The organism is Nocardioides sp. (genome assembly GCF_047607365.1).
In the GTDB taxonomy this organism is placed as follows: Bacteria; Actinomycetota; Actinomycetes; order Propionibacteriales; family Nocardioidaceae; genus Nocardioides.
Map to the genome: position 1 here is coordinate 1 of NZ_JASGDD010000244.1, position 16,684 is coordinate 16,684.

Sequence of the window (16,684 nt, forward strand, 5' to 3'; positions counted from 1 at the left end):
CAGCGGCGCGCCCGCGGCGGCCAGGACGCCGAAGACCGTGGCCGCGAGGACGAGCGTGGTGCCGAGGTCCGGCTGCGCGACGATGAGTACGCCGGGCACGGCCGCCACGGCCAGCATCGCGAGCACGTCGCGGCCGTTCACCGGGGCCCCCGCAGGCCGGTCGCGCGAGCGGCGGGCGAGCACGAGCGCCATGCCCACCACGACCGCGAGCTTGGCGAGCTCCGAGGGCTGCAGCGACATCCCGCCGAGCTCGAGCCACGAGCGGGAGCCGTTGATCGTGACCCCGTTGGTCAGGACCAGCACGAGCCCCACGACCGCGCCGAGGTAGATCACCGGCGCCCCGACCCGCATCCAGCGGTGGCCGAGCACCGCGACGACCGCCATGAGCACCAGTCCGACGATGACGTTGGTGAGCTGCTTGCGGAAGAAGGCGCCGGAGTCGCCGCCGGTCAGCGCGTCGCGGTTGGCGGTCGCCGACCACACCAGCATGACGGAGAGCGAGACGAGGCCGAGGACGGCCCCCAGCAGGATCCAGTCGACGCGGCGCGGCGTGAAGCCGGGGCTGGACTGCCTCACTGGTCCTCCCCCTTCGAGCTGGTCGAGGAGGGCGGCAGGATGTCGCCGTTCGTCGCGAACGTCGGCAGGTCCTTCGGCGGCGTGGTGCCGGAGATGGCGGTCTCGGAGTCGTCGAGCGACAGGTCGTCCTGGACGCCGTACAGGGCCTTCCAGATGTTCTCGACGGGCGTGCCGGCGGTGCCGGAGCCGGTGCCGCCCTGGGTGACCATCATGATCACGACGTAGTTGTCGTCGAAGGTGGCGACCCAGGAGGTCGACTGCTTGTCGTTGACCTCGGCCGAGCCGGTCTTGCCGCGGATGTGGACCTTGTCGAGCGGGATGTCGTGGAACTTCCACGCGAGCGTGCCGACCTTCGGCGTGCCGAGCAGCGCCTCGTTGACATAGTCGATCGCCTTCTTCGACACCTTCACCTTGCGGAGGAGCGTGGGCTTGATCGTCTTCAGGACGGTCCCGTCCTCGGAGACGATCGCCTTGCCGACGGTCGGGGCGTAGAGCTTGCCGCCGTTGGAGATCGCCGCGTAGGCGCGGGCGAGCTGCAGCGGGGTGACGAGGTTGTCGCCCTGGCCGATGGTGAAGTTGGCGGCGTCGCCCTGGCGGAAGTAGTTGCCCTCCAGGCAGAACTCGTGGGCGAAGACCTTGGTGAACTCCGAGAGGTCCTTGTCGGCGGTGCCCTTCTGGATCTTCTTGTCGAGGTCGCAGTAGGACTTCTTGGTGGCCTGGTAGTAGCTGTCGCGCCATTTCCGGTCGCCGACCCGGCCGCTGACCTCGCCGGGCAGGTCGACGCCGGTCTTCTCGCCGAAGCCGAAGCTGTGCGCGGCCGCGGCCAGCGGGTCCTTGGCGTCGGCGTCGGCCGGGTCGGAGCCGTACTTGTTCCAGTAGCTCAGGCCGACGCGGTAGAAGAAGGTGTCGCAGGAGATCTGCAGCGCCTGGGCGAACGTGATGTTGCCGTAGGAGGCGGACTCGTAGTTCTTGAACCAGCGGTTGCCGATCTGGAGCCCGCTGCTGCAGGCGAGCTTGGTGTCGGTGCTCATCCCGCCGGTGATGGCGCCGGTGGTCATGATCGGCTTCCAGGTCGAGCCCGGCGCGAACTGGCCCTGGAAGGCGCGCGCGAGCAGCGGGTTGCCCGAGGCCTCGCTGGTGAGGCTCTCGAGCTGCTTGCTCGTGATGCCGCCCACCCAGACGCTGGGGTCGTACGTCGGCTGGCTGGCCATGGCGACGATCCGGCCGGTCTTCGCCTCCATCACGATCGCGGCGCCGGAGTCGGCGACGTAGTTCTTGTGCGTGACGGTGTCGTAGGTCGAGCGGGCCGTGGTGATCGCGTCGTGCAGCTGCTCCTCGACGACCGACTGCACCTTGGCGTCGATGCTCGTCACGAGCGTGTCGCCGGCCTGGGCCTCGGTGGTGCTGCCCTCGCCGGTCGGCCGGCCGAGGGAGTCGACCGGGACCGAGGTCTCGCCGGGGACACCGCGGAGCCACTCGTCGTACTCCTTCTCGACGCCGGCGCGGCCGACGGAGGAGGTCGCGTTGACCGTGGAGTCGCCGGCCTCCTTGGCGGCGGCGTACTCCTTGTCGGTCACCGGCGAGAGGTAGCCGAGCACGTGGGCGAGGTTGACGCCGTAGGGCTCGGTGTAGTCGCGGACGGTCTGCTGCTCGGCGGTCACCGCAGGGTAGTCCTCAGGCTGCTCGAGGATGGCGAGCGCGACCTTCTCCGCGACGTCGGTCGCGATCGGGACCGCCTCGTAGCGCGAGCCGTTCCACTCGTCGAGCGTCTTCTGGATCTTCGCGACCTTGACGCCGGTCGCCTTGCTGACCCGGGTGAGCAGCTCGGCACGGTCGTCGCTGTCGAGCTTGGCGAGCGTGTTCTTGTCGATGCTCACCTGCCACGCCTTGCGGTTGGTGACGAGCGTGCGGCCCATGTCGTCGACGATGAGCCCGCGGGTGGGCTGGATCGTCACCTCGCGGACGGACTGCGAGGCGGCCTTGGCCTGGTAGGTGTCGCCCTGGTCGACCTGGAGCCACCACAGCCGGGCCAGCAAGGTCGCCAGCAGGGAGAACACCAGCGCCTGCAGCACGATCAGCCGCAGGCGCGAGGTGGTGCCGGCCGAGCTCATCCCGCGGCTCCTCCGAGGCGGCTGACCCGGTCCAGGCGGCGGAAGGCGAGCATGACCGGCGGGACGACGGCGGCCGTCAGCAGCACGTCCCACACGACCGAGGCGACGAGCGGCTCGACGAGCCCGTCCATCGCCATCGCCGGGTCGCGCAGCACCAGGCCGGTCAGCGCGAAGACGCTGCCGCCGACCGCGCTGCAGGCCACGCCGGAGGCCAGGGCCGTCGGCAGCCGGAGCGTGGCCCCCTGCTCGTCGGTCACCTCGCGGACCCGCCCGGCGACGTACCCGACGACGAGCAGCGCCAGCGCCCAGCGTCCGGCCAGGTGATCGGCCGGCGGGGCCAGGTCGAGCAGCAGCCCGGAGGCGAAGCCGAGCACGATGCCGAACTCGCTGCCGCGGACCAGCGCCGCGGCGACGACGACCAGCAGCACGAGATCCGGGACGACGCCGTGCCAGGCGAAGGCGCCGAAGAGGCTCACCTGGAGCACCAGCGCAAGACTGACGAGAAGGGCCGCGAGCGCCCACGGGAGCACCCGCCGCACCGGCGGGGCCAGGCGGCGCAGGTCGATCGGGGCGGGCCGGGAGAGGGCGGGACGGTTCATCGGAGGACCCCGTCCTGGTCGATGACGGCGCGGTCGCTCTGGGTCCCGCCCGGGACGGCCACGCCGACGAGGTCGAGGGTGGAGAAGCTCACGAGGGGCGTGACGCGGGCGCGCTGGGTCGAGTCGCGCACGCTCGTGTAGACCGAGTCCACGGTGCCGATCGGCACACCGGAGACGTAGGGCGCGCCCTTGCCGCTCCCCCACGTGACGACCGTGTCGCCCTGCTTCGGAACGTCGGTCTGGTCGACCAGCTCGAGATCGAGCGCGGCGTCCTTGCCGAGCTCGCCGCGGCCGTGCACGAAGCCGACCTCCATGCTCGACCCGACCCGGCCGCCGACGACCGAGTCGGCGTCGGCGATGAGCAGCACGGTGGCCGTGTCGCGGGTGACCCGCAGCACCCGGCCCACGAGACCCTGGGCGGCGACGACGGTCATGTCGGCGGCCACGCCGGCGTCGGAGCCGGCGTCGATGGTCACGGTGCGCTCGAAGCTCTGGGCGGCGCCGTAGCCGACGACGCGCGCGGGGACCAGCTCGTAGCCGATGTCCTTCGCGGTCGAGCTGAGGCCGTCGTACTCGGCGAGGCGGTTGCGGCCGTAGTCCGTCGTGGCCAGCTGCTGGCTCAGCTCGGCGTTGGTCGCCTCCAGACGGCGTACATCGGCACGGAGGTCGCTCTGCGTGCGGAGCCAGTCCGGGATGCTGGTGATCGGGCGCGCGACGTGGGCCATCCCGGTCTCCAGCGGGCCGTAGACCTCGCCGGCCAGCCGCCGCAGCGGCGAGAGCACCGGACTGGTCAGGTCGAGCACGATGAGGACGGCGCAGGCGAGCACCAGCGCCACGATGGTCGAGCGCTGCGGGCCGCGCGGGCGACGCTCGAGGCCACCGCGCCGGTTGAGCCGCTCGCGCGGCTGGTCGAGCAGCGTCATGCGGCGCTCCTGGCCGTGCGCACGACGGTGCGGAGCAGCTCGGCGTCGTCGACGCAGCGGCCGGTGCCGACGACGACGGCGTGGACCGGGTCGGGCGCGACGAGGACGGGGAGCTCGAGCTCGTGGCTCAGGAGCGTGTCCAGCCCGGGCAGCTGGGCGCCACCGCCGGCGATGACGAGGCCGTGGTCGCGGATGTTGTCGCCGAGACCGGGCGTGGTGTCGAGCATCGTGCCGATCGCCTCGACGATGTCGGCCAGCGGCGCTGCCAGCGCGCGGCGGAGATCGCCGCCGGCGACGGTGGCGTCGCGGGTCATGCCGCTGATGTCGCGCGAGGTGATCTCGCGCGTCGCGGCGTCGGCCAGGGGCCAGGCGGTGCCGAGCTCGAGCTTGAGCTCGCGGGCCAGCTCCTCGGCGACGACCAGTCCGCGCTCGGCACGCAGCCAGGAGGAGATCGAGCGGTCGAGGTCCGCGCCGCTGACGCGCGCTGACGTGGAGGCGACGACCCCGCCGAGGCTGAGCACGGCGATCTCGGTGAGCCCGGCGCCCAGGGTGACGACCATCGTGCCGGCCGGCCGGTGGACGGGGAGCCCGGCGCCGAGCGCCGCCATCAGCGGGGCGTCCACGAGGACGACCTCGCGCGCGCCCGCCTGATAGGCGGCCTCCTTGACCGCGCGGCGCTCGACCGCGGTGGTCAGCGCGGGGACCGCGAGGAGCATCCGGGGGCGGGCGAGGTAGCGGCGCTGGTGGACCTGCCAGACCGCCGCCCGGAGCAGGTCGACGCAGGCGTCGAAGTCGGCGATCACACCGCCGCGGACCGGGGTCGGCCCGCTCGCGTCGGCCGGGTGCGTGGGCAGGGTGAACACCACGTCCCTGCCACGCGCGTGGACCTGCGTGGTGGACGTGCCCAGGTCGACCGCCATGTCACGGCCGACGAAGCTCCTCAGACTGCTCGCCATCGTGATGCCCCACGTCCTGTATTCGGGGAAGGGACGCGACAGGACAGCGCGTCTGCGTCCGAGGCTAGGTGCCGGTACGCCGTCGGCTCGGTCTGACACGCCGTGAACCAGGTGACAGGTGTGACTGATGTGACGTCTCCCCTCACGCCGAGTAGGGCCTCCCCTCACGACGAGTAGGGGCTTGCGTCACCCCGGCGCGGGGCACGCGGAACGGAGACCCCACTCGACCCACCCGGAGGCCCCACTCGACCCGCCCGGAGACCCCATTCGACCCGCGCGGAGGCCCCATTCGGCTGAGGGGAGGCCCCACTCGGGTCAGGGGCGGGGGGTGAGGTGGTACCAGCTGGAGCGGCTGACGCCGGTGGCGACGAGATCGGCGGCGAAGGCGTCGAGGAACTGCTCGCGCACCACCTCGCGCCACGCGCTGGCCTGGGCGGGCCGGGTGCGGCGCAGGGCGACGATGTCGCGCGGGACGCGGATCCAGCGAGCGTCCCCGTCCAGGCGGAGAAACGGGTCGCCGTCGGGGCCGTCGGCCGACGGCGTACCGCCGAGCTGCAGCTCCTCCGCGCCCGGGGCGGGCGGCTCGGGCGCCAGCTCCCAGATCGCCACGAGGCGGTCGGCCTCGTCGTCGCCGTTGAGGTCGTCGGACATCACGCCGTAGAACGCCTGCTCGTACTCCGAGGCGGTCGCGCCGAGCACGCTGAGGTTGAACCGGGCGTTGCGCGCGACGAGCGGGTCGAAGGTCCACCGGATCTGCGTCAGACCGCGGGCGAGGGCCCACTCGCGCTGCCGCAACTTGAGCGCGCGCCCGATCCCGCGGTCGGAGGTGCCGGGGGCGACCGCCGCCAGCAGCGAGTACGCCGTCCCGGCCGGTGTCGCCGGCGTGAGCACCGCGGCACCCAGCAGCCGCTCGCCGTCACGGGCGACCGTCACGGCGCCCCCGGCGTGGACGAGGCTCTTCATCACCTCGCTGTGCACCGGCGCGCCCTCGTCGGTCTGTCCCCAGACGTCGGTGAAGAGCGTGGACACGGCGCGGACCTCGGCCATGGTGTCGACCTCGGTGACCTCCATCGCCGTCGCGCTCATCGTCGTCGGTCGCGCTCAGGCGAGGCCGGGGAACCAGAGCGCGATCTCCCGCGCGGCCGACTCGGTCGAGTCCGAGGCGTGCACGAGGTTCTCACGGCCGGAGAGCGAGAGGTCGCCGCGCACCGTGCCCGGCGCCGCCTTGCGGCCGTCCGTCGCTCCGTTGACGGCCCGGATGACCGCGATCGCCTCGTCGCCCTCGAGGACGAGCGGGACGAGGGGGCCGGAGGTGATGAAGTCCCGCAGCGGCGGGTACCAGTCCTTCTCGACGTGCTCGGCGTAGTGCTGGTCGGCCGTGGCGGCGTCGATGGTGCGGAAGTCGAGGGTCACGATCGCGAGGCCCTTGCGCTCGTAGCGGGCGAGGATCTCCCCCACCAGCCCGCGCCTCACCGCGTCGGGCTTGAGGATGACGAACGTGCGCTCACTCATGGCGCGACCCTATCGAAGGCGGCGAACGCGGCCGCGCGCTCCCTCTCGATCCTGCGACCGAGCAGGTCGGCCATCCCCCACAGCAGCCCGAAGATCAGGCCGAGCACGATCATGATGCCGACGACGAGGCCGAGGGCGACCGCCGCGACCTGGATCGCCCAGCCGAGGTAGTAGGCCCACGGCCTCCGCAGCAGGCCCGCGGTCAGCAGGCAGAGCACGAGCAGCCCGACGCCGACGAGCACGCCGGTGCCGGCGGAGACGTCGTGGACGCTGATCATCACCGGCGTGGTGAGGCCGAGCGTGATGGCCTCGAGGGAGAGTACGGCGGCGCACATCCCGCGCCGCGGCGACTTGGTCCGCTCGGGGTCGACCGCCGAGTCCAGCGGGGTGAGGTCGTTCGACTGCTCGAAGTCGTGGCTCACTTCGGGCCTCCCAACAGCCGACGGGCCTCGCCCACGGTGACCACCGACCCCGTGACGAGGACGGCGCCCGAGCTCAGCGAGTCGGCGGAGTCGCTCTCGGCCAAGGCGGCCGCGGCGTCGATGGCGGTGGCCAGGTCGGCGACCACGGTGACCCGGTCCTCGCCGAAGATCGGGATGGCGATCTCGCCGAGGCGGGCGGCGCGCATGGCACGGGACTGGGAGTTCTGCGTGACGACGAGGTGCTCCAGATGGGGCTCGAACGCCGCCAGCAGGCCCTCGGCGTCCTTGTCCCCCATCACGCCGATGACGCCGACGAGCGGGGAGAACGAGAAGGAGTCCTCGAGCGCGGCGGCGGTCGCCTCGGCGCCGTGCGGGTTGTGCGCGGCGTCCAGCACGATCGTGGGACTGCGGCGCACGATCTCCAGGCGACCCGGCGAGGTGACCTTGGCGAAGGCGTCGCGGACCAGCTCGTCGCCGAGCAGGGCGCCGGTGCCGTCGGCCGCGCCGGTGAACGCCTCGACCGCGGCGAGGGCGACGGCCGCGTTCTGGGCCTGGTGAGCGCCGTACAGGGGCAGGAAGAGGTCGTCGTACTCCCCGCGGACGCCCTTGAGCGAGAGCACCTGGCCGCCGACGGCCGCCGTGGTGGCGAGGACGCCGAAGTCGCGACCCTCGAGCAGCAGCCGGGCGCCGACCTCGTCGGCCCGCTCCTGCAGCACCTCGAGCACGTCGGGGGTCTGGGCGGCGACGACGACGGTCGCGCCGGGCTTGATGATCCCCGACTTCTCCCGCGCGATGGCGGTCGTCGTCGTGCCGAGGTACTGCGTGTGGTCGAGGCCGATCGGCGTGACCACGGCGACGGTGCCGTCGGCGACGTTGGTCGCGTCCCACGCGCCGCCCATGCCGACCTCGACGACCGCGACGTCGACGGGCGCCTCGGCGAACTTCGCGTAGGCCATCCCGACGACCGTCTCGAAGAAGGAGAGCGGGAAGGGCTGGTCCAGGTCCACGAGATGCGTGTACGGCGCCACGTCGTTGAACGCGTCCACGAACTGCTCGTCGCCGAGCGGCTCGCCGTCGATCGAGATGCGCTCGCTCATCCTCTCCACGTGCGGGGAGGTGAAGCGGCCGGTGCGCAGGTCGAGCGCGCGCAGCAGGGTGTCGATCATCCGGCTGGTCGAGGTCTTGCCGTTCGTGCCGGTCAGGTGGATCACCGGGTACGCGTCCTGGGGGTCGCCGAGCAGCTCGGCGAAGGCGCGGATCCGCATCAAGCTCGGCTCCAGCTTCGTCTCCGGCCAGCGGGACAGCAGCGCGTCCTCGGCCTCGGCGTAGGTCTGGGCGGGTCGCGCGGCGGGGAGCTCGGTCATGGCCCCACAAGACTAGGACAGGGGCACGACGTCGATGAGATCGGCGAACCGCTCGAAGTGCCTGCGGTTGGAGGTGATGATCCGCGTCACTCCGTGACGCAGCGCGGTCGCCACGAGATGGGCGTCGTGCACCTGCTTGCCGCGGGCGCGATCGGCGCCGACGAAGCTGATGAGTCGATGAGTCACTACTTCGTCCTCCTCGACGATCGCCAGCGCGCTGAGCAGCTCGCGGAGGTTCGCCGCCGCGACCGCGGGGTCGTGTCCGAGGCCGTTGTCGGCGATGGGACGCGTGCAAGCACCCAGGAACTCCCGCGCGACCTGCGGAGCGACCACCAGGTCGTGACCACCTTCGAGCAACGCGAGGGCCGAGGCGTGGTCGCGTCGATCCGGGTCAACTGCCGAGATGAGGACGTTGGTGTCGACGAGCGCGCGCTCAGCGACCATCGGGATCATCGTCCGAGTAGAGGTCATGCCGATCGAAAGGCTCCGTGGTCCCGCTGCCGACGAAGGTCAGATTGAGCTTGCGAGGCGATCGGGAAGTGGGCCGGGAGGCCGCCTCGTCGAGCACGACCCGCAACTCCGCCTCGAGCGAACGGCCGTGTGCGGCCGCCTTCGCCTTGAGCGCGGCCACCGTCTCCTCCGAGACATTGCGGATATGCAGTGCGGGCATGCCCGCCATGATAGGCACGATGCTAGCGTCTTTGCTAGCACTGTGCCGACCGCTCGTTTCGCGGCGACGGGCACGGCGACTCTAGGATTTCGGGCATGACCGAGATCACCGACGCCCCCGAGACCACGACCGGCACGCAGCAGCGCGCCGTCGTCGTACCGGACAAGCCGGTGCTCGAGGGTCTCGAGGCGAAGTGGGCGCAGGTCTGGAAGGACGAGGAGACCTACGCGTTCGACCGCACGCAGCCGCGAGAGAACGTCTACTCGATCGACACTCCCCCGCCGACCGTGAGCGGCAGCCTGCACGTCGGACACGTGTTCAGCTACACCCACCCCGACCTGATCGCGCGCTTCCAGCGGATGCGCGGCAAGGCCGTCTTCTACCCCATCGGGTGGGACGACAACGGCCTCCCGACCGAGCGCCGGGTGCAGAACTACTACGGCGTCCGCTGCGACCCCTCGCTGCCGTACGACGCCTCGTTCACGCCCCCCGAGAAGCCCGACCCCAAGCGCCAGATCCCGATCAGCCGGCCGAACTTCATCGAGCTCTGCGCGCAGCTCGTCGAGGAGGACGAGAAGGTCTTCGAGGCGCTGTGGCGCACGCTGGGCGTCTCCTACGACTGGTCGCACCAGTACGCCACCATCGGCGACGCCGCGCGGACGGCGAGCCAGCGCGCCTTCCTGCGGAACCTCGCGCGCGGTGAGGCCTATCTGCAGGACGCCCCGACGCTCTGGGACGTCACCTTCCAGACCGCGGTCGCCCAGGCCGAGCTGGAGAACCGGGACTACCCCGGCGCCTACCACGAGGTGGCGTTCTCGGCCGTGCTCGCCGACGGCCGGCCGGACGAGATCGTCATCGAGACCACCCGTCCCGAGCTGATCCCCTCGGTCGTCGCGATCCTCGCCCACCCGGACGACGAGCGCTTCGCCCACCTCGCCGGAGCCACGGCCACCTCGCCGGTCTTCGGCGTCGAGGTCCCCGTGCTCTTCAGCCCTCTCGTCGAGATGGACAAGGGCTCCGGCATCCTCATGTGCTGCACCTTCGGCGACCCGACCGACGTGGTCTGGTGGCGCGAGCTGAACCTGCCGGTTCGCACCGTCGTCGGCCGCGACGGCCGCTTCTCCCGCGAGACCCCGGAGTGGCTGGCGCCTGTCGGCGGCGACGCCGGGGGAGCCGCCTTCTACGCCGGCGAGCTGGCCGGGAAGACCGTCCACTCCGCCCGCGAGGCGATGGTCGCGAAGCTCCGCGAGACCGGCGACCTCAAGGCCGACCCCAAGCCGACCCAGCGCGTCGCGCCGTTCTACGAGCGCGGCGAGAAGCCGCTCGAGATCGTCGCCACCCGGCAGTGGTACATCACCAACGGCGGCCGCGACGCCGCGCTGCGCGACGACCTCCTCGCCGAGGGCGGGAAGATCACCTGGCTGCCCGAGCACATGCGCCGCCGCTACGACAACTGGGTCTCCGGCCTCAACGGCGACTGGCTGATCAGTCGCCAGCGGTTCTTCGGTGTCCCCTTCCCGGTCTGGTACCGCCTCGACCAGGACGGCGAGCCGGCGTACGACGAGCCGCTGCTCGCGAGCGAGGACCGGCTGCCGGTCGACCCGTCGACCGACCTGCCCGACGGCTTCACCGAGGACCAGCGCGGCAAGCCGGGCGGCTTCATCGGCGACCCCGACGTGATGGACACGTGGGCGACGTCGTCCCTGACCCCGCAGATCGCCGGCGGGTGGGAGACCGACCCCGACCTCTTCTCCCGCGTCTTCCCGATGGATCTCTGCACGCAGAGCCACGAGATCATCCGCACCTGGCTCTTCGGCCGCGTCGTGCGCGCGCATCTCGAGAACGGCGAGCTGCCCTGGTCGCACGCGATGCTGTCCGGCTGGATCCTCGACCCCGACCGCAAGAAGATGTCGAAGTCCAAGGGCAACGTCGTCGTCCCGACCGAGATCCTCGAGAAGTACGGCGCCGACGCCGTCCGCTGGCGCGCCGCGATGACCCGCCCCGGCCTCGACTCGCCCTTCGACGAGACCCAGATGAAGGTCGGCCGCCGGCTCGCGCTCAAGGTCCTCAACGCCTCGAAGTTCGTCCTCGGCTCCGTCGGCGCCACCGAGACCAGCACCGCGCTGATCTCCGAGCCCGTCGACGTCGCGCTCATCGCGCGGCTGCGCGACGTCGTCGAGCGCTCGACCGCCGCCTTCGAGTCCTACGACTACACCACCGCGCTCGAAACGTGCGAGAAGTTCTTCTGGGAGTTCTGCGACGACTACGTCGAGCTCGTGAAGGAGCGTGCGTACGACGCCGAGGGCGGCTCCGCCACGGTGTCGGCCAAGGCGACCCTCGCGCTCGCGCTGCACGTCCAGCTGCGGCTGCTCGCGCCCTTCCTGCCCTACGCGACCGAGGAGGTCTGGTCGTGGTGGCAGGGTCCCGAGAAGGGATCGATCCACCGTGCGCCGTGGCCCGAGCCGCTCGAGCTCGGCTCCGCGGCGGCCGCCGACGGCTCGCTCCTCGACGGCGTCGCCGCCGCGCTGACCGGGCTCCGGGGCGTGAAGTCGCAGGCCAAGGTCTCGATGCGCGCCGAGCTCTCCTCCGCGACGGTCACCGGGCCGGCGTCCCTCGTCCGCGGCGCGGAGAAGGCCGACCCCGACCTGCGCAAGGCCGCGAAGGTCACCGGCGAGATCGCGTACGCCGTCGACGACACCCTCACCGAGCTCACCGTCACCGCCGAGCTGGCGCCGGTGGCCCCGGCCGCGGAGTAGCCGGACCGCCGACACCGCCGCGCCTTTTCGCACACTCCACGGGACCTGCAGGCCCCCGGCGAGACCTCCCAGGGGCCGCGACGTCGCGGCCCGGACGGGTTCGCGGTGAGGGCGCGAGGCGGGTCAGCGGTGGGAGTGGCCCGCGTGCCGCCCGGCCGACGACGAGGCGGAGGTCGCCGAGGGAACCGCGGTCGTCGCCGTCGCGGTGACCTTGCCCCGGCCACCATGGGAGGGCCTCGTGCCGCGACCTGTCCCGGCGGTGGGCGCCGTCGGCGCCGCCTGGACGGTCGTCGAGGACGGCGTGGTCGAGGAACGGGTGCCGGACCGGCTGCCACGAGAGCCGCTCCGACCGGCACGCGTCGAGTGCGCCGAGGGGGTGGATCGCGCCGCCGAGCCGGAGGCACGGTGCGACGAGCGCACGCCGCGCGAGGACGTCGTGCTCGAGCTGCCCGAGCTGCCCGACGAGGAGGACGAGGTCGTCGCGTCCGCGGAGTCGGCGTCGGCGGAGTCGGAATCCGAGCCGGAGTCGCGACCGCCCAAGGTCGTCGTGCCGGCCGCCGAGGCGCCGGACAGGCCGAAGGCGTGGGCGACGGAGCTGACGACCGACGACACGGTGCTGCTCGCGGCCGAGGTCGAGGAGGCGGCGGCTGACGTCGCCGAGGCGGAGTCGCCGGCCGAGCCCTGCGCGGAGGTCACCGTGGACGCCGTGCCGGACACGACGCCGTTCACGATGCCCGTGGCTGTCGTCACGACGGTGCCGACGGCCGCGGTGGCCTGCTCGAGGAGCTCGCCGCTTCCCGACCCCGTCGAGCTGCTGCCCGTGGCGGCAGCGGAGGAACCCGAGCGGCCAGAGCCGCCAGAGCCACCGGAGCCGCTCGTGCCCGACGCGCTCCGGGACCCGGTGCCGACGCGGCCCCCGGTCGCGTCCTCGATGTGGGTGACCACCTGGTCGAGGGACGCCGGCTGCGGCGCCGGCTCGGCCCCGGCGGAGCCCAGGGCGACCGAGTGACCGCCGGCGGCGATCACCTGCTCGGAGAGCGGGATCAGCCGAGCGCCGGCGACGACCGACTGCGCGGGGGCCACGAAGACCCGGGCCACCGACTCCGGGCGCAAGGCGTGCGCGAGCATCAGCACCGCGGCGATGACCAGGACGAGGAATGCGGCCAGAGGGGCCCGCCGTTCGGCTGCCGTCATGCCCTCACCTCCCCTGTCCCGATCAGGTGCGCACCATTGTGGCAACCCACGACGCGGGCGACACCGTGTCCCGGGACAAATGGCCCAGAAGGACTATGCCGGAGATGCCCCGCTCAGGCCGACTTCTTCTTCTGCTTGTCCGCGGAGGCCGAGAGCGGCACCAACGTCGGGGTGTCCTCGCCGTCCACGACCGCACGGGTCACGATGACCTTGGCGATGTCGCCGCGCGAGGGCACCTCGTACATCACGTGGAGGAGGACCTCCTCGATGATGGCCCGCAGGCCGCGAGCACCGGTCTGGCGCTCGAGGGCCTTGTCGGCGATCGCCTCGATCGCGTCACTGGTGAACTCCAGCTCGACGCCGTCGAGCTCGAAGAGCTTCTGGTACTGCTTGACCAGGGCGTTGCGCGGCTCGGTCAGGATCTGGACGAGCGCCGCCTGGTCGAGCTTGTTGACGCTCGCGATCAGGGGCAGGCGGCCGATGAACTCGGGGATCAGGCCGAACTTGGTGAGGTCCTCGGGGCGGACGTACTGCAAGAGGTCCTCCGCCTCCTTCTCCGCATTGGTCTTCACCTCGGCGGTGAAGCCGAGCGTCTTCTTGCCGACCCGCTGCTCGATGATGTGCTCCAGCCCGGCGAACGCCCCGCCGACGACGAACAGGATGTTCGTGGTGTCGATCTGGATGAACTCCTGGTGCGGGTGCTTGCGGCCGCCCTGCGGCGGCACCGAGGCGGTCGTGCCCTCGATGATCTTCAGCAGCGCCTGCTGCACGCCCTCGCCGGACACGTCGCGGGTGATCGACGGGTTCTCCGCCTTGCGGGCGACCTTGTCGATCTCGTCGATGTAGATGATCCCGGTCTCGGCCTTCTTGACGTCGTAGTCGGCGGCCTGGATGAGCTTGAGCAGGATGTTCTCGACGTCCTCGCCGACGTAGCCCGCCTCGGTGAGGGCGGTGGCGTCGGCGATCGCGAACGGGACGTTGAGCATCCGCGCGAGCGTCTGGGCGAGGTAGGTCTTGCCGCAGCCGGTCGGGCCGATCACCAGGATGTTGGACTTCGCGACCTCGACGGTCTCGTCCTTGGTGTGCTTGCCCGACCCGCCGGCCAGCGGCTGGAGACCCGCCTGGACCCGCTTGTAGTGGTTGTAGACCGCGACCGCGAGGGACTTCTTCGCCTGCTCCTGGCCGATGACGTAGGAGTTGAGGAACTCGAAGATCTCCCGGGGCTTCGGCAGGTCGGCGAGCTCGACGTCCGCGCCCTCCGACAGCTCCTCCTCGATGATCTCGTTGCAGAGATCGATGCACTCGTCGCAGATGTAGACGCCGGGACCGGCGATGAGCTTCTTCACCTGCTTCTGCGACTTGCCGCAGAAGGAGCACTTGAGGAGGTCGCCTCCGTCACCGATGCGTGCCACGGTCAGTCTCCTTCACGAATCAGGCCAGCGCGGGGGTCTTGAGCGTCTCAAGAACCGAGTCGATCAGACCGTACGCCACCGCGTCGGCGGCCGTGAGGATCTTGTCGCGCTCGATGTCGTGGCTGATCTCCTCCGGGGTCTTGCCCGAGTGATCGGCGAGCATGCGCTCGAGCAGGGTCCGCATGCGGAGGATCTCGTTGGCCTGGATCTCGATGTCGGTCGTCTGGCCGAAGGTGCCCTCGGTGTAGGGCTGGTGGATGAGGATGCGGCTGTTGGGCAGCGCGAGCCGCTTGCCCGGGGCACCGGCCGCGAGCAGCACGGCCGCAGCCGAGGCCGCCTGGCCGATGCAGACGGTCTGCACGTCGGGCTTGATGAACTGGATCGTGTCGTAGATCGCCGTCAGCGCGGTGAACGAGCCGCCGGGGCTGTTGATGTAGATCGAGATGTCCTGGTCGGGGTTCATCGACTGCAGGCAGAGCAGCTGCGCGATGATCGCGTTGGCCACGTCGTCCGAGATCGGGGTGCCGAGGTAGATGATCCGGTCCTCGAAGAGCTTGGCCCACGGGTCGACCCGGCGGAAGCCGTAGGACGTGCGCTCTTCCCACTGCGGGATGTAGTAGTTCATGTCAGTTGCCCTCCGTCAGCTCGCCGGTCTGTGCCTGGGCGACTCGCGTCACCACGTGGTCGACGAGGCCGTACTCCTTGGCCTCCTCGGCCGAGAACCAGCGGTCGCGCTCGGCGTCCTCGACGACCTGGTCGTAGCTCTTGCCGCTGCGCTGGGCGATGATCTCCAGCAGCGTCTTCTTCAGCTTCTTCGACTCCTCGGCCTGGATCTTGATGTCCGAGGCGGAGCCACCGATGCCCGACGAGGTCTGGTGCATCATGATCCGGCTGTGCGGCAGCGCGAAGCGCTTGCCCGGCGCGCCGGCGCAGAGGAGGAACTGGCCCATCGAGGCCGCCATCCCGACGGAGATGGTGACGACGTCGTTGGGGATGTAGTTCATCGTGTCGTAGACCATGAACCCGGCGTCGACCGAGCCTCCGGGCGAGTGGATGTGGAGGTAGATGTCCGCCTTGGGGTCGGCCGCGGAGAGAAGCAGCAGCTGCTTGTGCACCTTCATGGTGTTCTCGTCGCGGACCTCGCCGGAGAGGAAGACGATGCGCTCCTTGAGCAGGCGGTTGTCGAGATCCTCGGCGAGGAAGTTGGTCTCAGTCACGTGGCGACCCTAGTCGGCGCGAGGCCGACTTCCACGGGATTGACGCCGCTGTTCGCCGAAGGCGAAAGGTCTCAGGCGAGCCAGCGCAGCAGCGCGTCGTGCACCTCGGGGTGGTTCACCAGGGGGTGCTCGCGGGTGTCGAGGGCGAACCGCTCGGCCGTCGGGAAGAGATCGACGACGTGCCGGCCCTTGCGCGAGGCGCGATGCCGCAGCCACAGCACGTCGCCGAGCGCACGGCCCACCGGGTTGGCCCGGCTCAGCAGCCGGTCGCTGACGACGAGGTAGTCGACATGCCGGAGCATCGGCACGTCGAGCGCCGAGCTCGGCACGACGGCGATCCCCGCGAGCGCCTCGTCCAGGCGGCGGCCCACCCCGCCCGAGACCGCCTCCGTGTCGGTGCCCAGGGAGGGCGTGCCGAGGGCGACCAGCTCGCTCACGCGATCCGCCCACGGCCGCGCCGCCAGACCGCGTACGGCGAGGGCCGACCGCACCAGCAGCCCGGCGTCGCCGTGGGCGACCACGACGATCCGCCGCACCGGCGTCGGCCAGACGTCGACGATGTCCTGCAACAGCGTGCTCAGCGCGAGAGCGGCCTCACCGAGCGGGGTGCCGGCGTCGTAGCGCAGCTGCACCGCGGGCCAGCGGAGGACGGTGGTGAGGCGGTCGGCGTACGAGCCGCCGAGCTGAGCGGCGTGGGCCCGCCAGACCGCCTCGCCCTCACCGGTGCCCGGGACGAACACCACCAGCCGGTCGGCTGCCTCGGGGAACAGGTGGGCCACCACCTCGGCGGTCGCCGGCAGGTCGGCGCCGTCGTGACGGAGCGCGACGACGGGCCGCGGCGCGCCGCCCTCCACCCCGATGACCTTGCCGAGCGGGGTCGTCAGCGCGGCGAGCGGCCTCATCGCGGGCAGCGCCGCGTTCACGACGGGGGCCGCCACCTTGGCGACCGGCTCCACGGCGGCCTTGGCGATG

17 protein-coding genes are annotated in these 16,684 nt (G+C 71.4%); 1 reads left to right on the forward strand and 16 read right to left on the reverse strand.

What is annotated here, in order from left to right; genetic code table 11:
* The 11 genes from QM572_RS19145 to QM572_RS19195 all read right to left on the reverse strand — a co-directional run.
* Positions 1–576, reverse strand: a 576-nt coding sequence (locus QM572_RS19145) for an FtsW/RodA/SpoVE family cell cycle protein (protein WP_415095573.1), incomplete at its 3' end; no start/stop codon positions are given.
* Positions 573–2,687, reverse strand: a complete 2,115-nt coding sequence (gene mrdA / locus QM572_RS19150) for a penicillin-binding protein 2 (RefSeq protein ID WP_415095574.1) — start codon at positions 2,685–2,687, stop codon at positions 573–575. The genes mrdA and QM572_RS19145, both read right to left, overlap by 4 nt.
* A complete protein-coding gene (gene mreD, locus QM572_RS19155) occupies positions 2,684–3,286 on the reverse strand; it encodes a rod shape-determining protein MreD (protein WP_415095575.1) in 603 nt (200 codons plus the stop codon). Before mreD ends, mrdA begins: the two co-directional genes overlap by 4 nt.
* Complete coding sequence (gene mreC, locus QM572_RS19160) at positions 3,283–4,209, reverse strand: rod shape-determining protein MreC (protein WP_415095576.1); 927 nt, start codon at positions 4,207–4,209, stop codon at positions 3,283–3,285. Before mreC ends, mreD begins: the two co-directional genes overlap by 4 nt.
* Positions 4,206–5,165 (reverse strand): rod shape-determining protein, encoded by a 960-nt coding sequence (locus QM572_RS19165; protein WP_415095577.1) that lies wholly within the window; start codon positions 5,163–5,165, stop codon positions 4,206–4,208. The genes mreC and QM572_RS19165 overlap by 4 nt, the downstream gene beginning before the upstream one ends.
* A gap of 315 nt (positions 5,166–5,480) precedes the next feature.
* On the reverse strand, positions 5,481–6,251 hold the full coding sequence (locus QM572_RS19170) for a hypothetical protein (protein WP_415095578.1): 771 nt from the start codon (positions 6,249–6,251) through the stop codon (positions 5,481–5,483).
* A 15-nt stretch (positions 6,252–6,266) separates the two neighbouring features.
* Positions 6,267–6,677, reverse strand: coding sequence for a nucleoside-diphosphate kinase (gene ndk / locus QM572_RS19175; RefSeq protein ID WP_415095579.1), 411 nt, complete (start codon positions 6,675–6,677; stop codon positions 6,267–6,269).
* Positions 6,674–7,099, reverse strand: a complete 426-nt coding sequence (locus QM572_RS19180) for a DUF4233 domain-containing protein (protein WP_415095580.1) — start codon at positions 7,097–7,099, stop codon at positions 6,674–6,676. Before QM572_RS19180 ends, ndk begins: the two co-directional genes overlap by 4 nt.
* Positions 7,096–8,463 carry a bifunctional folylpolyglutamate synthase/dihydrofolate synthase gene (locus QM572_RS19185; protein ID WP_415095581.1) on the reverse strand — a complete coding sequence of 456 codons (1,368 nt, stop codon included), beginning with the start codon at positions 8,461–8,463 and terminating at the stop codon, positions 7,096–7,098. Before QM572_RS19185 ends, QM572_RS19180 begins: the two co-directional genes overlap by 4 nt.
* Before the next feature lie 12 nt (positions 8,464–8,475).
* Positions 8,476–8,907 (reverse strand): type II toxin-antitoxin system VapC family toxin, encoded by a 432-nt coding sequence (locus QM572_RS19190; protein ID WP_415095582.1) that lies wholly within the window; start codon positions 8,905–8,907, stop codon positions 8,476–8,478.
* Positions 8,897–9,133 carry a FitA-like ribbon-helix-helix domain-containing protein gene (locus QM572_RS19195; protein ID WP_415095583.1) on the reverse strand — a complete coding sequence of 79 codons (237 nt, stop codon included), beginning with the start codon at positions 9,131–9,133 and terminating at the stop codon, positions 8,897–8,899. Before QM572_RS19195 ends, QM572_RS19190 begins: the two co-directional genes overlap by 11 nt.
* Before the next feature lie 95 nt (positions 9,134–9,228).
* Here QM572_RS19195 and valS point away from each other — a divergent pair, with 95 nt between their 5' ends.
* The gene (valS, locus tag QM572_RS19200; RefSeq protein WP_415095584.1) at positions 9,229–11,889 is read left to right on the forward strand and encodes a valine--tRNA ligase; all 2,661 of its coding nucleotides are present in this window, start codon (positions 9,229–9,231) and stop codon (positions 11,887–11,889) included.
* Positions 11,890–12,012: 123 nt separating this feature from the next.
* Here valS and QM572_RS19205 read toward each other — a convergent pair whose 3' ends face one another.
* The 5 genes from QM572_RS19205 to QM572_RS19225 all read right to left on the reverse strand — a co-directional run.
* The gene (locus QM572_RS19205; protein ID WP_415095585.1) at positions 12,013–13,083 is read right to left on the reverse strand and encodes a hypothetical protein; all 1,071 of its coding nucleotides are present in this window, start codon (positions 13,081–13,083) and stop codon (positions 12,013–12,015) included.
* A gap of 113 nt (positions 13,084–13,196) precedes the next feature.
* Entirely contained in the window at positions 13,197–14,495 is a 1,299-nt protein-coding gene (clpX, locus tag QM572_RS19210; protein ID WP_415095586.1) for an ATP-dependent Clp protease ATP-binding subunit ClpX, read from the reverse strand.
* A 19-nt stretch (positions 14,496–14,514) separates the two neighbouring features.
* Positions 14,515–15,120, reverse strand: coding sequence for an ATP-dependent Clp protease proteolytic subunit (locus tag QM572_RS19215; RefSeq protein WP_415095587.1), 606 nt, complete (start codon positions 15,118–15,120; stop codon positions 14,515–14,517).
* A 1-nt stretch (position 15,121) separates the two neighbouring features.
* The gene (locus QM572_RS19220) at positions 15,122–15,712 is read right to left on the reverse strand and encodes a ClpP family protease (protein ID WP_415095588.1); all 591 of its coding nucleotides are present in this window, start codon (positions 15,710–15,712) and stop codon (positions 15,122–15,124) included.
* 71 nt (positions 15,713–15,783) lie between these two features.
* Positions 15,784–16,684: esterase/lipase family protein (locus QM572_RS19225; protein ID WP_415095589.1), on the reverse strand; the 901-nt coding region annotated here is incomplete at its 5' end.